16 protein-coding genes are annotated in these 17,229 nt (G+C 71.6%); 12 read left to right on the top strand and 4 right to left on the bottom strand.

Going from position 1 to position 17,229, the window contains the following annotated elements:
• The first annotated feature begins 65 nt into the window (after positions 1–65).
• The 4 genes from ABZ484_RS20675 to ABZ484_RS20690 are packed head-to-tail and all read left to right on the top strand — an operon-like array spanning position 66 to position 4,544.
• Complete coding sequence (locus ABZ484_RS20675; protein WP_358867343.1) at positions 66–1,001, top strand: NTP transferase domain-containing protein; 936 nt, start codon at positions 66–68, stop codon at positions 999–1,001.
• Entirely contained in the window at positions 998–2,443 is a 1,446-nt protein-coding gene (locus ABZ484_RS20680) for a molybdopterin molybdotransferase MoeA (RefSeq protein WP_358867344.1), read from the top strand. The genes ABZ484_RS20675 and ABZ484_RS20680 overlap by 4 nt, the downstream gene beginning before the upstream one ends.
• Positions 2,440–3,537 carry a potassium channel family protein gene (locus ABZ484_RS20685; RefSeq protein WP_358867345.1) on the top strand — a complete coding sequence of 366 codons (1,098 nt, stop codon included), beginning with the start codon at positions 2,440–2,442 and terminating at the stop codon, positions 3,535–3,537. Before ABZ484_RS20680 ends, ABZ484_RS20685 begins: the two co-directional genes overlap by 4 nt.
• A gap of 26 nt (positions 3,538–3,563) precedes the next feature.
• Positions 3,564–4,544 (top strand): NAD(P)H-quinone oxidoreductase, encoded by a 981-nt coding sequence (locus ABZ484_RS20690; protein WP_358867346.1) that lies wholly within the window; start codon positions 3,564–3,566, stop codon positions 4,542–4,544.
• A 30-nt stretch (positions 4,545–4,574) separates the two neighbouring features.
• Here ABZ484_RS20690 and ABZ484_RS20695 read toward each other — a convergent pair whose 3' ends face one another.
• Positions 4,575–4,790 (bottom strand): hypothetical protein, encoded by a 216-nt coding sequence (locus tag ABZ484_RS20695; protein ID WP_358867347.1) that lies wholly within the window; start codon positions 4,788–4,790, stop codon positions 4,575–4,577.
• Between the two features lie 235 nt (positions 4,791–5,025).
• Between ABZ484_RS20695 and ABZ484_RS20700 the strand changes: the two genes are divergently transcribed.
• The 3 genes from ABZ484_RS20700 (at position 5,026) to ABZ484_RS20710 (ending at position 6,813) form a co-directional block, all read left to right on the top strand.
• Positions 5,026–5,175, top strand: coding sequence for a hypothetical protein (locus ABZ484_RS20700; protein ID WP_358867348.1), 150 nt, complete (start codon positions 5,026–5,028; stop codon positions 5,173–5,175).
• Positions 5,176–5,636: 461 nt separating this feature from the next.
• Positions 5,637–6,251, top strand: a complete 615-nt coding sequence (locus tag ABZ484_RS20705; RefSeq protein ID WP_358867349.1) for a helix-turn-helix transcriptional regulator — start codon at positions 5,637–5,639, stop codon at positions 6,249–6,251.
• 28 nt (positions 6,252–6,279) lie between these two features.
• Entirely contained in the window at positions 6,280–6,813 is a 534-nt protein-coding gene (locus ABZ484_RS20710) for a bacterial proteasome activator family protein (RefSeq protein WP_030177563.1), read from the top strand.
• 140 nt (positions 6,814–6,953) lie between these two features.
• On the opposite strand, the gene ABZ484_RS20715 is transcribed toward ABZ484_RS20710, so the two are convergent.
• Positions 6,954–8,615: a protein kinase gene (locus ABZ484_RS20715; RefSeq protein WP_358867350.1), complete on the bottom strand. Its 1,662-nt coding sequence runs from the start codon at positions 8,613–8,615 to the stop codon at positions 6,954–6,956.
• A gap of 416 nt (positions 8,616–9,031) precedes the next feature.
• On the opposite strand from ABZ484_RS20715, the gene ABZ484_RS20720 reads away from it, so the two are divergent.
• Positions 9,032–10,684 carry a protein kinase gene (locus ABZ484_RS20720; protein WP_358867351.1) on the top strand — a complete coding sequence of 551 codons (1,653 nt, stop codon included), beginning with the start codon at positions 9,032–9,034 and terminating at the stop codon, positions 10,682–10,684.
• A gap of 7 nt (positions 10,685–10,691) precedes the next feature.
• Here ABZ484_RS20720 and ABZ484_RS20725 read toward each other — a convergent pair whose 3' ends face one another.
• On the bottom strand, positions 10,692–11,735 hold the full coding sequence (locus ABZ484_RS20725; RefSeq protein WP_358867352.1) for a phosphotransferase: 1,044 nt from the start codon (positions 11,733–11,735) through the stop codon (positions 10,692–10,694).
• Positions 11,736–12,238: 503 nt separating this feature from the next.
• Between ABZ484_RS20725 and pdhA the strand changes: the two genes are divergently transcribed.
• From pdhA to ABZ484_RS20740, 3 genes are read left to right on the top strand one after another with little or no spacing between them, the layout of a single operon-like run.
• Positions 12,239–13,426, top strand: coding sequence for a pyruvate dehydrogenase (acetyl-transferring) E1 component subunit alpha (gene pdhA, locus ABZ484_RS20730; RefSeq protein WP_358867353.1), 1,188 nt, complete (start codon positions 12,239–12,241; stop codon positions 13,424–13,426).
• A 2-nt stretch (positions 13,427–13,428) separates the two neighbouring features.
• Positions 13,429–14,409: an alpha-ketoacid dehydrogenase subunit beta gene (locus tag ABZ484_RS20735; protein ID WP_358867354.1), complete on the top strand. Its 981-nt coding sequence runs from the start codon at positions 13,429–13,431 to the stop codon at positions 14,407–14,409.
• 11 nt (positions 14,410–14,420) lie between these two features.
• Positions 14,421–15,845: a dihydrolipoamide acetyltransferase family protein gene (locus ABZ484_RS20740; protein WP_358867355.1), complete on the top strand. Its 1,425-nt coding sequence runs from the start codon at positions 14,421–14,423 to the stop codon at positions 15,843–15,845.
• A gap of 84 nt (positions 15,846–15,929) precedes the next feature.
• Here ABZ484_RS20740 and ABZ484_RS20745 read toward each other — a convergent pair whose 3' ends face one another.
• Positions 15,930–16,832: a D-alanyl-D-alanine carboxypeptidase gene (locus ABZ484_RS20745; RefSeq protein ID WP_358867356.1), complete on the bottom strand. Its 903-nt coding sequence runs from the start codon at positions 16,830–16,832 to the stop codon at positions 15,930–15,932.
• Positions 16,833–17,046: 214 nt separating this feature from the next.
• Here ABZ484_RS20745 and ABZ484_RS20750 point away from each other — a divergent pair.
• On the top strand, positions 17,047–17,229 hold a 183-nt coding region (locus tag ABZ484_RS20750; protein WP_358867357.1), incomplete at its 3' end, for a GntR family transcriptional regulator.

Consider the following 17,229-nt stretch of genomic DNA (forward strand, 5'->3'; position numbering starts at 1 on the left):
GCCCCGAGCGGACGGAACCCCCGCCCGCGTTCCCTGTGATCGCGGGCGGGACGCATACTCAGGGGGTGACCGCCTTCGAGCGCCCTGCCCATGAGCTCCCCGCGCACGAGTCCGCCGCCCACGACGCCGTCGTGCTCGCCGGAGGCGCCGCCCGGCGGCTGGGCGGCGCGGACAAGCCCGGTGTGCGGGTCGGTGGCCGTGCCCTGCTCGACCGTGTCCTCTCCGCCTGCGCCGAGGCCCGCACGACCGTGGTCGTCGCCGAGCCCAGACCCACGGCGCGGCCCGTGCGCTGGGCGCGCGAGGAACCGCCCGGCGCGGGCCCGCTCGCCGCGCTCGACGCCGGCCTGCGCCACACCACGGCGGACCACGTCGTCGTGCTCTCCGCCGATCTGCCGTTCCTCGCACCGGCCACCGTACGGCGGCTCCTGGGCGCCCTGCGCGCGGGCCGCGCGGACGGCGCGCTGCTCACCGACGCCGACGGCCGTGACCAGCCGCTCGTGGCGGCCTACCGTGCCCACGCGCTGCGCCGCGAGCTGGCGGCGCTCACCCGGGAACACGGCGCTCTCACCGGGCTGCCGCTGCGCCGGCTCACCACCGCACTCGACCTCACCCGGGTCCCCGACCATGTCGCGTCCTTCGACTGCGACACCTGGGACGACATCGCCACCGCCAGGGCACGCATCAGGGAGCATGGGCACGTGTTGGATGAATGGATTTCCGCAGTCAAGGACGAACTGGGCATCGACCTGGACGTCGACACCGGCGTGCTGCTCGATCTCGCCCGCGACGCCGCCCACGGCGTCGCCCGGCCCGCGGCACCCCTGACCACCTTCCTCGTCGGCTACGCCGCCGCACAGGGCAAGGGCGGCCCCGAAGCGGTCGCGCAGGCCGCCCGCAAGGCCGCCGCCCTCGCCCTGCGCTGGGCGGACGAGGACACCGCCGAGGCCAGGCCCGACGTCGCTCCCGACGCCACGCCCGACACCCGTCCGGACGCGGGATGACCGCCCGCGGCGTGCGGGCCGGCGAGGACGCCGAGGAACTCGATGTCGAGGAGGCCCTCGCTCTCGTGAAGGAACCAGGCAACGGCATCGGACCCGCCCACGGCGGCCTGCCCACCTCCGGGCCCGCCTCCCCCCAGGGGTACGGCATCGGCCACGGACCGCTCACGCCCGGCCACGGCGCCACGCACTCCCCCGGCCTCGGAGAGCCCCCGCGTCCGGGGCACTCCCCGGACGCCCACCACCACGCCACCCCATGGCCCCAGGCCCGCGAAACCGCGGCCCGCGCCGTCCGCGGCGGAGCCCGCCGCACGCCCGTCTCGGTCCCCCTGGACGCCGCCCTGGGCCTGGTCCTGGCCGAGCCCCTGGCCGCCCTCACCGACCTGCCCTCCTTCGACACCTCCGCGATGGACGGCTGGGCGGTCGCCGGCCCCGGCCCCTGGGACGTACGCGAAGAAGGCGCCCTGGCCGGACACGCACGGCCCGAACCGCTGACCGACGGCGAGGCCGTACGGATCGCGACCGGCGCCCGCATCCCGCAGGACACCACCGCCGTGCTGCGCAGCGAGCACGGCCGAACGGACGCCAAGGGCAGGCTGCACGCCACCCGCGAGGTGAGCCACGGCCAGGACATCCGCCCACGCGCACAGGAGTGCCGCAGCGGAGACCAGTTGCTGCCCGTCGGGACCCTGGTCACCCCCGCCGTGCTGGGCCTCGCCGCGGCTGCCGGATACGACACCCTCACCGCCGTCCCCCGGCCTCGTGTCGACGTCCTCGTACTCGGCGACGAACTGCTCACCACGGGCCTGCCGCACGACGGCCGGATCCGGGACGCGCTCGGCCCGATGCTGCCGCCCTGGCTGCGGGCGCTCGGCGCGGAGACGGCCACCGTGCGCCGCATCGGCGACGACGCCAAGGCACTGCACAAGGCGATCGGCAGGTCCGAGGCCGACCTGATCGTCACCACCGGCGGCACCGCCTCCGGCCCCGTCGACCACGTCCACCCCACCCTGAGCAGGCTCGGCGCCGAACTGCTGGTGGACGGTGTGAAGGTGCGCCCCGGCCACCCGATGCTGCTGGCCCGCACCAGGGAGGACCAGCACCTCGTCGGCCTGCCCGGCAACCCTCTCGCCGCCGTCTCCGGCCTGCTCACCCTCGCCGAGCCGCTGCTGCGCACGCTGGCCGCGCGTCCGGCGCTCGAGCCGTACACGCTGCCGCTGAAGGACGCGGTGCACGGGCATCCCTACGACACCCGGCTCGTGCCCGTCGTGCTGCGCGGCGACCACGCGGTCCCGCTGCACTACAACGGACCGGCGATGCTGCGCGGGGTCGCGGCGGCCGATGCGCTGGCCGTCGTACCGCCGGGTGGCGCCCGTGCGGGCCAGGAGACAGAACTGCTCGACCTGCCCTGGGCCGCCGCCGGAATCGGGGTGTGTTTCACGTGAAACTTCCGGGCCATGACGCGATCGCCCGCCAGGCGGACGAACATCTCGTGACCCATCGGGTGAAACTCCCGAAGAAAGTGGTGGAACGCCCGATCCGCCAGGTCGGCAAGCGGCTCGCCATGGCCCTGCTGGTGCTGGTCGTGACCGTCGTCATCGTCTACGCCGACCGCGACGGCTACCACGACAACGCCGACGGTTCCGTCGACCTCCTCGACGCGGCCTACTACGCCACGGTGACGCTCTCCACCACCGGATACGGCGACATCACCCCGGTCAGCGACGGGGCCCGGCTCACCAACATCTTCGTCATCACGCCCCTGCGCGTGCTGTTCCTGATCATTCTCGTCGGCACCACACTCGAAGTCCTCACCGAACGCACCCGTGAGGAGTGGCGCCTCAGTCGCTGGAGGTCCGCCTTGCGCGATCACACCGTCGTCGTCGGCTTCGGCACGAAGGGAAGGTCCGCGATCCAGACCGTCTGCGCGACGGGCCTGAAGAAGCAGCAGGTCGTCGTGGTCGATCCCAGCGCCAAGGTGATCGACGCGGCCGCGGCGGACGGGTACGTGGGAGTGGTCGGGGACGCGACCCGCAGCGAGGTGCTCAAGCGGGCGGAGGTGCAGCGGGCACGGCAGATCATCATCGCCACCCAGCGGGACGACACGGCCGTGCTGGTGGCGCTGACGGCCCGGCAGCTCAACCGGGGGGCGAAGATCGTCGCCGCGGTGCGGGAGGAGGAGAACGCGCCGCTGCTCCGGCAGTCCGGCGCGGATGCCGTGATCACCAGCGCGAGCGCCGCGGGCAGGCTGCTCGGGCTGTCCGTGCTCAGCCCGGCCGCCGGCATGGTCATGGAGGACCTCATCCAGCAGGGCAGCGGGCTGGACATCGTCGAACGACCCGTCATACGCGCCGAGGCGGGCAGGAATCCGCGGGAGATCGACGACCTGGTGGTGAGCGTCGTACGCGGACACCGTGTCCTGGGCTACGACGATCCTTCTGTCGGCACCCTCCAGTTGACGGACCGTCTGATCACCATCGTCCGCGCCACCCCGGGCACACGGATCACCCCGGACACCAAGCCGCTGCCCCAGGACTGACGCCGGGGCGGAGTAGCGTCGCCTCCATGCATGCGATCACGATTCCCGAACCCGGTGGACCCGAGGCGTTGGTGTGGGACGAGGTGCCGGATCCGGTGCCCGGTGAGGGGGAGGTGCTGGTCGACGTGGTGGCCAGCGCCGTCAACCGCGCCGACATCCTGCAACGGCAGGGGCACTACGACCCGCCGCCCGGCGCCTCCCGGTACCCCGGCCTGGAGTGCTCGGGCCGGATCGCCGCGCTCGGGCCGGGCGTGTCCGGCTGGGCGGTCGGCGATCAGGTGTGCGCGCTGCTCTCGGGCGGCGGTTACGCCGAGAAGGTCGCCGTCCCGGCAGGCCAGCTGCTGCCCGTGCCCGAGAACGTCGACCTGAGGCAGGCCGCGGCACTGCCGGAAGTGACCTGCACCGTCTGGTCCAACGTCTTCATGGTCGCCCACCTCCGCCCCGGCGAGACCTTCCTCGTGCACGGCGGCTCCAGCGGCATCGGCACCATGGCGATCCAGCTCGCCAAGGCCGTCGGAGCGAAGGTCGCCGTCACGGCCGGCACCAAGGAGAAGCTCGACTACTGCGCCGAACTGGGCGCCGACATCCTCATCAACTACCGCGAGCAGGACTTCGTCGAGGAGATCAAGCGGGCCACGGACGGGGCGGGCGCCGACGTCATCCTGGACAACATGGGGGCCAAGTACCTCGACCGCAACGTACGGGCCCTCGCTGTCAGCGGACGGCTCGCGATCATCGGCATGCAGGGTGGCGTCAAGGGCGAGCTGAACATCGGCACCCTGATGAGCAAGCGGGCCGCGATCACCGCGACCTCGCTGCGCGCCCGTCCGCTCGACGAGAAGGCGGCGGTCGTCGCGGCCGTGCGCGAACACGTGTGGCCGCTGCTCGCCGACGGCAACGTCCGTCCGGTCGTCGACCGGGAGATGCCGATGAGCGACGCCGCGGCGGCCCACCGGGTCGTCGAGGAGAGCGGCCACATCGGCAAGGTGCTGCTGGTGACGCCCTGATCCGGGCATTCGGCCGGGAAGGACCGCAGCCTAGGCCCTGGGCAGGCGGAGAGCGATGAACGCCGTCCCCAGGCCGAGACCTATGAGCACCAGCCCGCTGCCCAGGGGCAGGAGCCGCCGTGCGGGCGCGGCTGCCGGCCCGGACTCCGCGACGGGCGGGGCGGCGGGCGCGTCCGGGGACCCGGACGGCGGCTGAGCGGCCGCCTCGGACGACTCCGGGGCGGCCGTCGTCGGTATGCCGCTCATGCCCCCGGCGTCCTGGCTCCCGCTGCCGTCCGGGTCCGACCCGTCCGTGTCCGATCCGTCCGTGTCCGATCCGTCTGTGCCCGGTCCGGCCGTGTCATCGCCCTCCACCTCCGTGTCATGCCGATGAGGACGGCCCGGCCGCTCGCGGCCCTCACCCGCCGGGCTCCCGGCCCGCGACGGATCGTCCGAGGGCGAGGGCGAAGAGGAGATCGACGACTCCGATGCGGCGGGCAGGGTGACGAACGACACCGAGGACGCGGACGCCGAGGCCGAAGACGCGGAAACCGAGGACGCGGAAACCGAGGACGGGGAGGCCGAGGACGGCGATACGGGAGTCCGGGACGGCCTGGTCACTCCGGATGGTGCGGATGGCCCGGATGGCTGATCAGGTGGCCGGGACGGCCGGGAAGAGTGCCCGGCGGCCGGGCGGGAGGCGCCGCCGTGGTCCGGAGGCGACGCGTTCCCCGAAGGCGTGGAGGCGATGCCACGGTCGGCGACGGAGGCGGAGGCTGACACCGGCGCGAAAGCCGAGACCGGCGCGAAAACCGAGACCGGCGCGAAAGCCGAGCGGGGGGTGGAGGGGGCGATGGACGGCCTGGACAACGGTGACAACGGGCCGCACGCCGAGGCGTGGCCACCGGGCAGGACGGCCGCGCCCAGCCCTATGAGCAGTCCTGTCGCGCGTATCGCCGCGCGTATCGGCGCGGCGCCCAGCCATGGAGTCACGTGGGACCCCCTCACCTGATCTCAGTGATGCGGTGGAACAACACTCACATCGATCAATCAATCCGGCATTCCGGATTGGCCCACCAGGTCGAGGCGCCGTAGTGACTGCACAATCCGGATATGTCACTACGCCACGGACTGCTGGCGCTGCTGGAGGCCGGCCCCCGCCACGGATCCCAGCTGCGTGCCGTGTTCGAGGAGCACACGGGGGCCGCCTGGCCGCTGAGCCTCGGCCGGGTCTGCACCACCCTCGGTCTTCTGGAGCGGGACGGTCTGGTCGCCCGGGAGGGCGTGGACGGGGCCGGACGGGTGACGTACGCGCTGACCAGGGCGGGTCGCGCCGAGCTGCGGTCCTGGTACGCGCGGCCCGTGGAACTCGCGGGTCCACCCCGTGAGGAACTGGCCCTCAAGCTGGTCCTGGCGGACGCGGCGCCCGACGTCGAGGTGCGCGAGGTCGTCGAGGTGCAGCGCCGGCATGTCTCCGAGGCACTGCACGACTACGTACGGCAGCGGGCCGAGCTCCTGGCCCGCCGGCCCGAGAGCCCCGGAGAGGTGGCCCGGTTGCTGGTCCTGGAGCAGCTGATCTGCCACGCGGAGGCCGAGTCCCGCTGGCTGGAGCACTGCGCGGCCCGGCTGCTGCGCCTTCACCCTCCGGAGGAACCGGGACACTCCACGCGGAACGCGGACAGCGCGCACACGGTGGATCACCTTCCGCAGGGGGCACCAAGGAGGTGAGACGTATGGGTGCGAGAGAATGGGCGGCATGGAGATGCCGAGGAACGAACGGTCGCCGGAGAACCCCCAGATCCTGGTCGTGGGCCAGGACGGCATGGCGCTCGGCGGCGGTGACGAAGACTCCCGCGAGACCCCGGTGACGGAGCAGGTGGAGCAGCCCGCGAAGGTCATGCGGATCGGCAGCATGATCAAGCAGCTGCTCGAAGAGGTGCGCGCCGCTCCTCTCGACGAGGCCAGCCGGGTCCGGCTCAAGGAGATCCACGCCAGCTCGGTGAAGGAACTCGAGGACGGCCTGGCTCCGGAGCTCGTCGAGGAGCTGGAGCGGCTCTCCCTGCCGTTCACCGACGAAGGGACCCCCAGCGACGCGGAACTGCGGATCGCCCAGGCCCAGTTGGTGGGCTGGCTGGAAGGCCTCTTCCACGGGATCCAGACGACGCTGTTCGCCCAGCAGATGGCCGCCCGCGCCCAGCTGGAGCAGATGCGCCGCGCCCTCCCGCCGGGCGTCGGCCGCGAGGGCGAGGACGGCCACCCCGGCACCCGCTCGGGCGGCCCGTACCTGTAGGACGACCGGACTGCGGACTGCGGACTGCGGACGGCGGAACGACACAAGGGCGTGGGAAGCGCGTCATGCGCGACCCACGCCCTTCGACCTTCCGGCGACCGTCCGACGTCCCGGCGAGCGACCGGTCGGCGTTCCCAGGCCTAGGCCGGATTGCCGGTGGAGATGTCGAACTGGATGTCCGGCGGGTCGTTCGGATCGAAGTCCGTGCCCGCCTCGGGCGACTGCCGCATGACGGTGTCCTTGCCGTACGTGTTCTCGTCCACCGGCCGCTTCTTGTAGTTCCATCCGGCGGCCTGGAGGCAGGCGAGGACCGAGTCCCAGTTCTTGAAGGCGAAGTTGGGCATCTTCACCTTCTTCTCGTCGTTGTACGACTCCTGCGGGTCGGTGCACTCGGTCTTCTCGATCGTCTTCGTCGTGTCCGGCCCGCGGTAGCCCGACGGATGGCTCGACACCGACGCGCTGGCGCTGCCGCCGCCGCCCTTGGCGTCGTCGTCGCCACCGTTGTTCATGAGCAGCGCGGCGATCAGACCCACGACCGCGATGACCGCCACGGCCACCGACCCCATGATCACCGGCTTGTTGCCCTTGCCGCCGCGCGCCGGGTTCGGGCCCGGGGACTGGGGCGAGATCGTGTACGGCGGCGGGGTCGACGCCTGCTGCGGGGCGGCGTACGGCGAGGGGCCGGGGGGCGTCTGGTAGCCGACCGCCGGCTGAGGGGCCTGCTGCGGGTAGCCGTAGGCGGGCGAGGGCATCGCGGGCGGCGGCGTGCCGTACGGGTTCGGCGTGGCCGGAGCGGGCTGGTACGGCGTCTGCACGTTGCCCACGGGCGGTGGGGCCGTGTCGACGGGCGGGAAGACCGCGGAGCCCACGCCCGCACCGCTCGACGTCCGGGCGCCCGGCACGATGCTGGGCGGGGCCGCCTGGAAGGACGCCGCCACGCGCAGGCACTCGTCACGCATGGACACGGCGCTGGGGAAACGCTCGTTCGGGTTCTTCTTCAGTGCGCGGGCCACCAGCGCGTCCACCGCGGGCGGCAGGGAGCGGTTGATCGACGAAGGAGCCACCGGCTCCTCCTGCACATGCGCGTACGCGATGGCCAGCGGCGAGTCCGCGTCGAACGGCAGCCGCCCGGTGACCAGCTGGAACAGCATGATGCCGACCGAGTACAGGTCCGAGCGGGCGTCCACGCCCCGGCCCAGGGCCTGCTCCGGCGACAGGTACTGCGGGGTGCCGACGACCATGCCGGTCTGGGTCATGGAGGTGACACCGGACTGCATCGCGCGGGCGATGCCGAAGTCCATCACCTTGACCACGCCACGCTTGGTCATCATCACGTTGCCCGGCTTGATGTCCCGGTGGACCAGGCCCATCTCGTGGCTGATCTCCAGGGCGGCCAGCACGTCCGCGGTGACCTTCAGGGCCTTGTCGGCGGGCATCGCCCCCTGCTGCCTGATGTCCTGGTCGAGCACGGAGCCCAGCGGCCGGCCCTCGATGTACTCCATGACGATGTACGGCGTCGTCATGCCGTCCAGGTCGTCCTCGCCGGTGTCGAAGACCGAGACGATGTTCGTGTGCGTGAGCTTCGCCACGGCCTGGGCCTCGCGGCGGAACCGCTCACGGAAGGCGGCTTCCCGGCCGAGCTCGGTGTGCAGCGTCTTGATGGCGACCTGCCGGTCGAGCACGGAGTCGTAGGCGAGGTGCACCGAGGCCATGCCGCCCTCGCCGAGCAAGTCACGCAGCTGGTAGCGGCCGCCTGCCAGTGCCCGTCCGGCGAACCGGCCCTGTGCGCCGTCCTGGCTCATCTTCTGCGTCCCCCATAGGCGCGCGCGGGGCAGCGGCTGCTGTGCGGCAGCTGTGCTCGCGCGATCGGCTGTCCGTCGACCCGTCCCGGGACCGGACCTGACCTGACCTCATGTCCGGATCTCGTTGATCGAATGTGTTATTCCCGGCCAAGTCTGCCCGAGGGCACCGACACGTCAAGCTCGGTGCCCGTTCCGTGACCGTACGCGAAAGAAGCGTCGCGGAAGCGTTACAGCGGACGTACGACCGGTACACGGAATTTGCACGACGGCGGGCGCACGGGGTTTTATGGCCGGTCCGGTCCCGGGCCGGTCCTCACCGCGAACCTGGACCGGCGGCTTGCGCCGAACCTGTAGCGTGGCGGACGGAGACCCGTGACAACACCGCACACCGCGGGCAGAAACGACGGCGAGGACTGATGGCACAGACGCAGCGCGCCCAGGGCCCGTCCGACCCCGAGGCGACTGGCGGCGGCGGCATGTCGGACGCGCCTGAGATGTGGGGCAACGGCGGCCTGGTCGGCGACGGCCGGTACCGGCTCACCCGCAGGCTCGGCCGGGGCGGCATGGCCGAGGTGTTCGCGGCCGAGGACGTGCGCCTGGGCCGCACCGTCGCGGTCAAGCTGCTCCGCGCCGACCTCGCCGAGGACCCGGTCTCCAAGGCCCGTTTCACGCGCGAGGCGCAGTCCGTGGCCGGCCTCAACCACCATGCGATCGTCGCCGTGTACGACTCCGGCGAGGACATGGTGGGCGGCCAGTCCGTGCCGTACATCGTGATGGAGCTGGTCGAGGGCCGCACCATCCGTGACCTGCTGCTCAACGCCGAGGCGCCGGGCCCCGAGCAGGCGCTGATCATCGTCTCCGGGGTCCTGGAGGCGCTGGCCTACTCGCACCAGCACGGCATCGTGCACCGCGACATCAAGCCCGCCAACGTGATCATCACCGACAACGGCGCCGTGAAGGTGATGGACTTCGGCATCGCCCGCGCCCTGCACGGGGCGTCCACGACGATGACGCAGACCGGCATGGTCATGGGCACCCCGCAGTACCTCTCCCCGGAGCAGGCCCTCGGCAAGGCCGTCGACCACCGCTCCGACCTGTACGCGACGGGCTGCCTGCTGTACGAACTCCTCTCGCTGCGGCCCCCGTTCATCGGCGAGACCCCGCTGTCGGTGGTCTACCAGCACGTCCAGGACCCGGCGATGCCGCCGTCGCAGGTCTCCGAGGCCGGCTGCCCGCCGGAACTCGACGGCCTGGTCATGCGCTCGCTCGCCAAGGAGCCCGACGACCGCTTCCAGACGGCCGAGGAGATGCGCGGCCTGGTCCAGTACGCGTTGCAGATGCTGTACGACCAGGGCGGCCACACCGGCACCTGGAACACCGGGCCGGTGGAGATGCACGAGGGCCGGCACACCCCGGCGTCGGGCTTCGCCGGTACGACCGTGATGCCGCACCCGGGCGAGACCGGTCCCGGCACCGCGCAGATCCCGCAGCCGATCCTGCCCGCGGGGTACGGCAGTGGCGACGACGGCGGGTTCGAGGGACACGGCAACCAGGGCAGCGGCCGCGGCAAGCTGTGGATCCTCGCCGTGCTCGCGGTGATCGCCATCGCGGTGGGCGTGGCGCTGGCGCTGCACAACACCGGTGGCGACGGCGGCGGTGGCGGCACCGGCACCACCAACTCGCCGTCGAGCTCCCAGTCGTCCAAGGACGACCAGCCCAGCTCCACTCCCAGCGAGTCGTCGCAGGACCGTCCGTCGGACACGTCGACGGACAGCGGCAACAGCTCCAACGGCGGCGCCGGCTGGGACTTCACGCCGTCGCAGGAGCCGTCGCACACGCCGTCCCCGACGGCGACGGACGATTCGAGCGACGAGCCGACGAACACGCCGAGCTCGGACCCGCAGACGACTCCGTCGGGTCCTGCGAGTCCTACGGACACCAGTGGCGGTAACACCGACGGTGGGGCGGACGGCGGCAGCAGCGGCAGCGACAACGGGGGCACGGACGGCGGCGACACCGCCGGTACGGCCGCCGGCGGGGCGGCGAACACCGGGGTCACCGGCGGCTGATCACCCTTCACTCCGCGAACGCCCCGCACACCGCCTCGTACTCCTCGGTCCACCACACCGCGAGCGCCGAGGCGGCCGGGAACTGGCAGTCGGCGCGGGTGTCGCCACGCTCGTAGTGCCAGCGCAGCATCCAGAAGTCGTTCAGGCGTTCCCACCACACGCGGTGCACGGCCGCAACGAGCTCCGAGGGCGTGGCGCCGGCGGTGCGCCGGTACGCGCGCGCGTACGCCCTGATCTTCGGCAGGTCCAGGGTGCCGGCCGGGCGGACGAAGAAGATCGCGGCGGCGCGGACGGCCTCCTCGGCCCGCGGCTGCACACCGAGCCGGTCCCAGTCGACGATCGCGGCCGGGGCGTGCCCCTTGTAGAGCACGTTGAAGGGGTGGAAGTCGCCGTGCACCCAGCCGACGGGGCCGCCCGGCGGGGGGCGTCGGCCGACGTACCGCTCCAGCAGGGCGCGGCGCTCCAGGAGCCGGTGCCGGGCCAGTTCGTCGAAGGCGTCGGCGGGGCGGTGGCGGCGGACGTGGGCGAGCAGGTCGTCGATCAGGGCGAGGGTGTCGTCGGGGTCGGCGCTCTCCACGGGGTGCGGGTGCGTGGCGGGGCGGGTGCGCCCCTTGGGCGGCATCACGCGCTCCAGGCAGGCGTGCACGGCCCCCAGGAGCGCGCCGAGGCGTGTGCACTGGTCGGTGGTGAGCTGGCCGCCGTGCCGGTGCCGGCCGTCGATCCAGGGGTGCAGGGCGTAGGCGTGGCCGCCGATCACCGCGACCGTGCGTCCGTCGCGCCCGGGCAGCGCGGGCGCCACCGGGACGCCCAGGTCGGCCAGGCGCCGGGTGGCGCGGTGCTGCCGGGCGATCGCCGCCGGGTCGGCGGTGTCGGGGTCGAAGTGGTGCTTGAGGAAGTAGCGGCCACGGGTGGTGCACAGTCGGTAGCCGCGGTTCAGCAGGCCCTGCTCGACGGGTTCGCAGGTGAGGGCGGAACCGGCGGCGTACTGGCGCAGTAGGGCGCTCAGAGGGGGCGCATGGGGTACAGAGGGTGGTACACATCGGCGCGGCACGCGCCAGATGCTAGGGCAACGGCCGAGGCCGTGAGCTGGGCGTTGTCACAGACAGTCTTCAGTAGTCGCTTTCGGTCACATAAGGTCACCGCCTTGAGCGCTTCCGGTGCGCGGCCCTCGGCTCGCATGCCCCCGGTATGGGTCATCCATCAAGAGCAGTTCCGGCCACTCTTCAGCCCTTCCCGACGCGGGGGTGGCCGGGATACCGTGCCGGTGTTCCGGCCCCCTGCACGGCTGTGACCAGCGGCTGCCCCGATTACCCGCGCCAGTACTTGGACGTCCAAGCGAAAATACTTGGAAATCCAATGAAACACGCAGGTCAGGAGGGGTTTCCCAGAAATGTGGAGCACTGGGTAACGTGGCTGTTGCAGGGCGCTCGCCGGGGCACCTGTCACGCCTGTTCCCGGCCGAGTGGCACCCACCCCGTGCCTCGGTGGTCGGTTTCAGGTGAGCCGCACTGGCCTACCGGCAACCCCGGGGGCCGGACCGACGGAGGAGCACACGTGACCGTGGAGAGCACTGCCGCGCGCACACCGCGACGCAGCGCCGGAAGCAAGGCCGGCGCCACCGGCGCCAAAAAGAGCACCGGAGCGAACGCGAAGAGGAACGCCGGCCCCGAACTCGTGCAGTTGCTGACCCCTGAGGGGAAGCGCGTCAAGAACGCCGAGTACGACAAGTACGTCGCCGGCATCACTTCCGAAGAGCTTCGCGGGCTGTACCGCGACATGGTGCTCACCCGCCGCTTCGACGCCGAGGCCACCGCGCTGCAGCGCCAGGGCGAACTGGGACTGTGGGCGTCGCTGCTCGGTCAGGAGGCCGCCCAGATCGGCTCGGGCCGGGCCCTGAACGACGACGACTACGTCTTCCCGACCTACCGCGAGCACGGCGTCGCCTGGTGCCGCGGGGTCGACCCCACCAACCTGCTCGGCATGTTCCGCGGCGTGAACAACGGCGGCTGGGACCCGAACAGCAACAACTTCCACCTGTACACGATCGTCATCGGCTCCCAGACGCTGCACGCCACCGGCTACGCCATGGGCGTCGCCAAGGACGGCGCGGACTCGGCCGTCATCGCCTACTTCGGCGACGGCGCCTCCAGCCAGGGCGACGTGGCGGAGTCCTTCACCTTCTCCGCGGTCTACAACGCCCCGGTCGTGTTCTTCTGCCAGAACAACCAGTGGGCGATCTCCGAGCCCACCGAGAAGCAGACCCGCGTGCCGCTCTACCAGCGCGCGCAGGGCTTCGGCTTCCCGGGCGTGCGGGTCGACGGCAACGACGTACTGGCCTGCCTCGCGGTCACCAAGTGGGCGCTGGAGCGCGCCCGCGCCGGCGAGGGCCCGACCCTGGTCGAGGCGTTCACGTACCGCATGGGCGCCCACACCACCTCCGACGACCCCACCCGCTACCGGGGCGACGAGGAGCGCCTGGCCTGGGAGGCCAAGGACCCGATCCTGCGCCTTCGCCGCCACCTGGAGGCCGCAAACCACGCGGACGAGGGATTCTTCGCGGAACTCGAGGCCGAGAGCGAGGCGTTGGGCAGACGAGTACGCGAAGCGGTCCGCGCCATGCCGGACCCGGACCACTTCGCCATCTTCGAGAACGTGTACGCGGACGGGCATGCGCTCGTCGACGAGGAACGCGCCCAGTTCGCCGCCTACCAGGCGTCGTTCGCGGACGTAGAGGGGGTCTGAGCATGGCTGCGGAGAAGATGGCCCTGGCCAAGGCGATCAACGAGTCGCTGCGCCACGCCCTGGACGCCGACCCCAAGGTCCTGATCATGGGCGAGGACGTCGGCAAGCTGGGCGGCGTGTTCCGGGTGACGGACGGGCTGCAGAAGGACTTCGGCGAGAGCCGCGTCATCGACACCCCGCTCGCCGAGTCCGGCATCGTCGGCACGGCGATCGGCCTCGCGCTGCGCGGCTACCGCCCGGTGGTCGAGATCCAGTTCGACGGCTTCGTCTTCCCGGCGTACGACCAGATCGTCACGCAGCTGGCGAAGATGCACGCCCGCTCCCTGGGCAAGGTCAAGCTCCCGGTCGTGGTCCGCATCCCCTACGGCGGCGGCATCGGCGCGGTGGAGCACCACTCGGAGTCCCCCGAGGCGCTGTTCGCGCACGTCGCGGGCCTGAAGATCGTCAGCCCCTCCAACGCGTCGGACGCGTACTGGATGATGCAGCAGGCCATCCAGAGCGACGACCCGGTGATCTACTTCGAGCCCAAGCGGCGCTACTGGGACAAGGGCGAGGTCGACCTCGAGGCGATCCCCGCCCCGCTGCACAAGGCGCAGGTCGTCCGCGAGGGCACGGACCTGACCCTGGCCGCCTACGGCCCGATGGTGAAGCTGTGCCACGAGGTGGCCGCCGCGGCCGCCGAGGAGGGCAGGTCGCTGGAGGTCCTGGACCTGCGCTCGGTCTCCCCGATCGACTTCGACTCCATCCAGGCCTCGGTGGAGAAGACCCGCCGCCTGGTCGTGGTCCACGAGGCCCCGGTCTTCTTCGGCTCCGGCGCGGAGATCGCCGCCCGGATCACCGAGCGCTGCTTCTACCACCTGGAGGCCCCCGTCCTGCGGGTCGGCGGCTACCACGCGCCGTATCCGCCGGCGCGGCTGGAAGAGGCGTATCTGCCGGACCTGGATCGCGTGCTCGACGCCGTCGACCGCTCGCTGGCGTACTGAGGGAGAGGTTCGTGACGACGATGACCGAAGCGTCCGTGCGTGAGTTCAAGATGCCGGATGTCGGCGAGGGTCTGACCGAGGCCGAGATCCTCAAGTGGTACGTCCAGCCGGGTGACACGGTCACCGACGGCCAGGTGGTCTGCGAGGTCGAGACCGCCAAGGCGGCCGTCGAACTGCCGATCCCCTACGACGGCGTGGTGCGTGAACTGCGCTTCCCCGAGGGCACCACCGTGGACGTGGGCACGTCCATCATCGCGGTGGAGGTCGCGGGCGCGGCCCCGGCCGAGGTCCCCGCACAGGCCCCGGCGGCCGAGCCGGCGCAGGAGGAGGCGGAGCCGCAGGGCCGCCAGCCGGTCCTGGTGGGCTACGGCGTCTCGACGTCGGCCACCAAGCGCCGCCCGCGCAAGGGCCAGGAGCCGGCGGTGCCCCAGGCCGCGACGGCACTCCAGTCGGAGCTGAACGGCCACAGCGCGTCGGCCGTGACCGCCCCGGCCCCCGCCCCCGCCGCCGGGACGGACCGTCCGCTGGCGAAGCCGCCGGTGCGCAAGCTGGCGAAGGACCTGGGCGTGGACCTGACGACGGTGGTCCCGTCCGGCCCGGACGGCATCATCACGCGCGAGGACGTCCACGCGGCGGTGGCGGCCACCGTCGCCCCGCAGGCGCCGGAACCGGTGACGGCCCCCACCCCGGCGGCCACCGCCCCGGCTCCCGCTCCCGCGGTGACCTACGACGGCGCGCGGGAGACCCGCGTCCCGGTCAAGGGCGTCCGCAAGGCCACGGCGGCCGCGATGGTCGGCTCCGCGTTCACGGCGCCGCACGTCACGGAGTTCGTGACGGTCGACGTGACCCGCACGATGAGGCTGGTGGAGGAGCTCAAGCAGGACAAGGACATGCAGGGGCTGCGGGTCAACCCGCTCCTGCTGATCGCCAAGGCCCTGCTGGTCGCCATCAAGCGCAACCCGGAGATCAACGCGTCCTGGGACGAGGCCAGCCAGGAGATCGTGCTCAAGCACTACGTCAACCTGGGCATCGCCGCGGCCACCCCGCGCGGCCTGATCGTCCCCAACATCAAGGACGCCCACGCCAAGACGCTCCCGCAGCTCGCCGAGGCACTCGGTGAGCTGGTCGCGACGGCCCGTGAGGGCAAGACGTCCCCGGCGGCCATGCAGGGCGGCACGGTGACGATCACCAACGTCGGCGTCTTCGGCGTCGACACGGGCACGCCGATCCTCAACCCGGGCGAGTCCGCGATCCTCGCGGTCGGGGCGATCAAGCTCCAGCCGTGGGTCCACAAGGGCAAGGTCAAGCCCCGCCAGGTCACCACCCTGGCCCTGAGCTTCGACCACCGCCTGGTGGACGGCGAACTCGGCTCCAAGGTCCTGGCGGACGTGGCCGCCGTCCTGGAGCAGCCGAAGCGGTTGATCACCTGGGCCTGAGCCGGGAGATCACCCGTACCCCGGACGACGACGAGCCGTGCACCCCACCCGGGGTGCACGGCTCGGTCGTGCCGTACGCCGGCGTCAGCCCAGGCGGGCGAAGCCGTAGTTGAGGATCTTCGTGGCGTCGGTGGCGCGCTGGTTGACCGAGGACGAGGCGAGGACCGTGCCGATGACGGTCTTGCTGCCCCGCGTCGCGGCGAAGACCAGGCAGTACTTGGCCTGCGGGCCCGAGCCGGTCTTCACCCCGATGGCGCCCTTGTAGCTGCCCAGCAGGGTGTTCGTGTTCGTCCACTTCGCCATCGTGCGGGTACTGCCCGTCTTGGTGATGGTCTTGGCCGTGTACGACTTCGTCTTCACGATCGTGCGGAACGTGGAGCTCTTCATCGCACTGCTCGCGATTTTCGTCAGGTCGCGCGGCGTCGAGTAGTTGCTGCCCTTGCCGATCCCGTCGAAGGAGTCGAAGTGGGTGTTCTTCAGCTTCAGGCTCTTCGCGGCGGCGTTCATCTTGCCGATGAAGCTCTTCACGCGCGCGTCCCGCGTCGAGCCGGAACCGTACTTGTCGGCCAGCGCGTACGCGGCGTCGCAGCCGGACGGCAGCATCAGACCGTACAGCAGCTGACGGACGGTCACCTTGTCGCCGACGATCAGATGCGCCTGGGAGGCGTTGTTCTTCACGACGTAGTCGCTGTACGCCTTCTGGATGGTGACCTTGGCGTCGAGGTTCAGGTTCGGCTGCGCGAGCACGACCTTCGCGGTCATGATCTTGGTGGTGGAGCCGGTGGACAGTCGTGTGTCCGCCTTCTTCGTGAACAGCGTCGAGCCGTTGGCGTTGTTCATCGCGTAGCCGCCCTTGGCGACGATCGACGGCGCGCTGACGGCCTGCGCGGGTGCCGCGGCGAGAGCTCCGGTGACGAGCACGGCGCCGGTGGTCAAGGCGACGGCGGTGGCTCTGCGGAGGCGGCTGGCCTGGGTGCCGGTTTTCAAGTGAGATACCCCGATTACTTTGAATGCCCCTAGGGTGCGGTCGAGTTGAGTTCCCAACAGAGTGGGGCCGCACCTGTGTGACGTCGGACCGGCGCGGATGGTTGTGCGGTCGGCGGGGTGAATTTCTCCGTGACCTCCGGGCGGACCGAGCGGTCCGCATTCCGCATGATGGACGATGCGGGTCATGCGTACGTCTTGTATCTATGCTGTGGGCATGACCCTCGCCGTGAAGCAGCCCCCCGCCGCCGACCGTGTGTACGCCCACGTCAAGCAAGCCGTTCTGGAGCGCCGTTATGAAGGCGGAACGCTTCTGACCGAGGGTGAGCTGGCCGAGGCCGTCGGCGTCTCCCGCACCCCGGTGCGCGAGGCGCTGCTGCGCCTGGAGGTCGAGGGGCTG

The organism is Streptomyces sp. NPDC006393, from assembly GCF_040628575.1.
GTDB lineage: Bacteria > Actinomycetota > Actinomycetes > Streptomycetales > Streptomycetaceae > Streptomyces.

Coding starts and splice junctions, on each gene's coding strand:
- ABZ484_RS20680 (WP_358867344.1), top strand. CDS start 998: ATGACCGCCCGCGGCGTGCGGGCCGGCGAGGACGCCGAGGAACTCGAT.
- ABZ484_RS20690 (WP_358867346.1), top strand. CDS start 3,564: ATGCATGCGATCACGATTCCCGAACCCGGTGGACCCGAGGCGTTGGTG.
- ABZ484_RS20695 (WP_358867347.1), bottom strand. CDS start 4,790: ATGAGCGGCATACCGACGACGGCCGCCCCGGAGTCGTCCGAGGCGGCC.
- ABZ484_RS20705 (WP_358867349.1), top strand. CDS start 5,637: ATGTCACTACGCCACGGACTGCTGGCGCTGCTGGAGGCCGGCCCCCGC.
- ABZ484_RS20710 (WP_030177563.1), top strand. CDS start 6,280: ATGGAGATGCCGAGGAACGAACGGTCGCCGGAGAACCCCCAGATCCTG.
- ABZ484_RS20715 (WP_358867350.1), bottom strand. CDS start 8,615: ATGAGCCAGGACGGCGCACAGGGCCGGTTCGCCGGACGGGCACTGGCA.
- ABZ484_RS20720 (WP_358867351.1), top strand. CDS start 9,032: ATGGCACAGACGCAGCGCGCCCAGGGCCCGTCCGACCCCGAGGCGACT.
- ABZ484_RS20735 (WP_358867354.1), top strand. CDS start 13,429: ATGGCTGCGGAGAAGATGGCCCTGGCCAAGGCGATCAACGAGTCGCTG.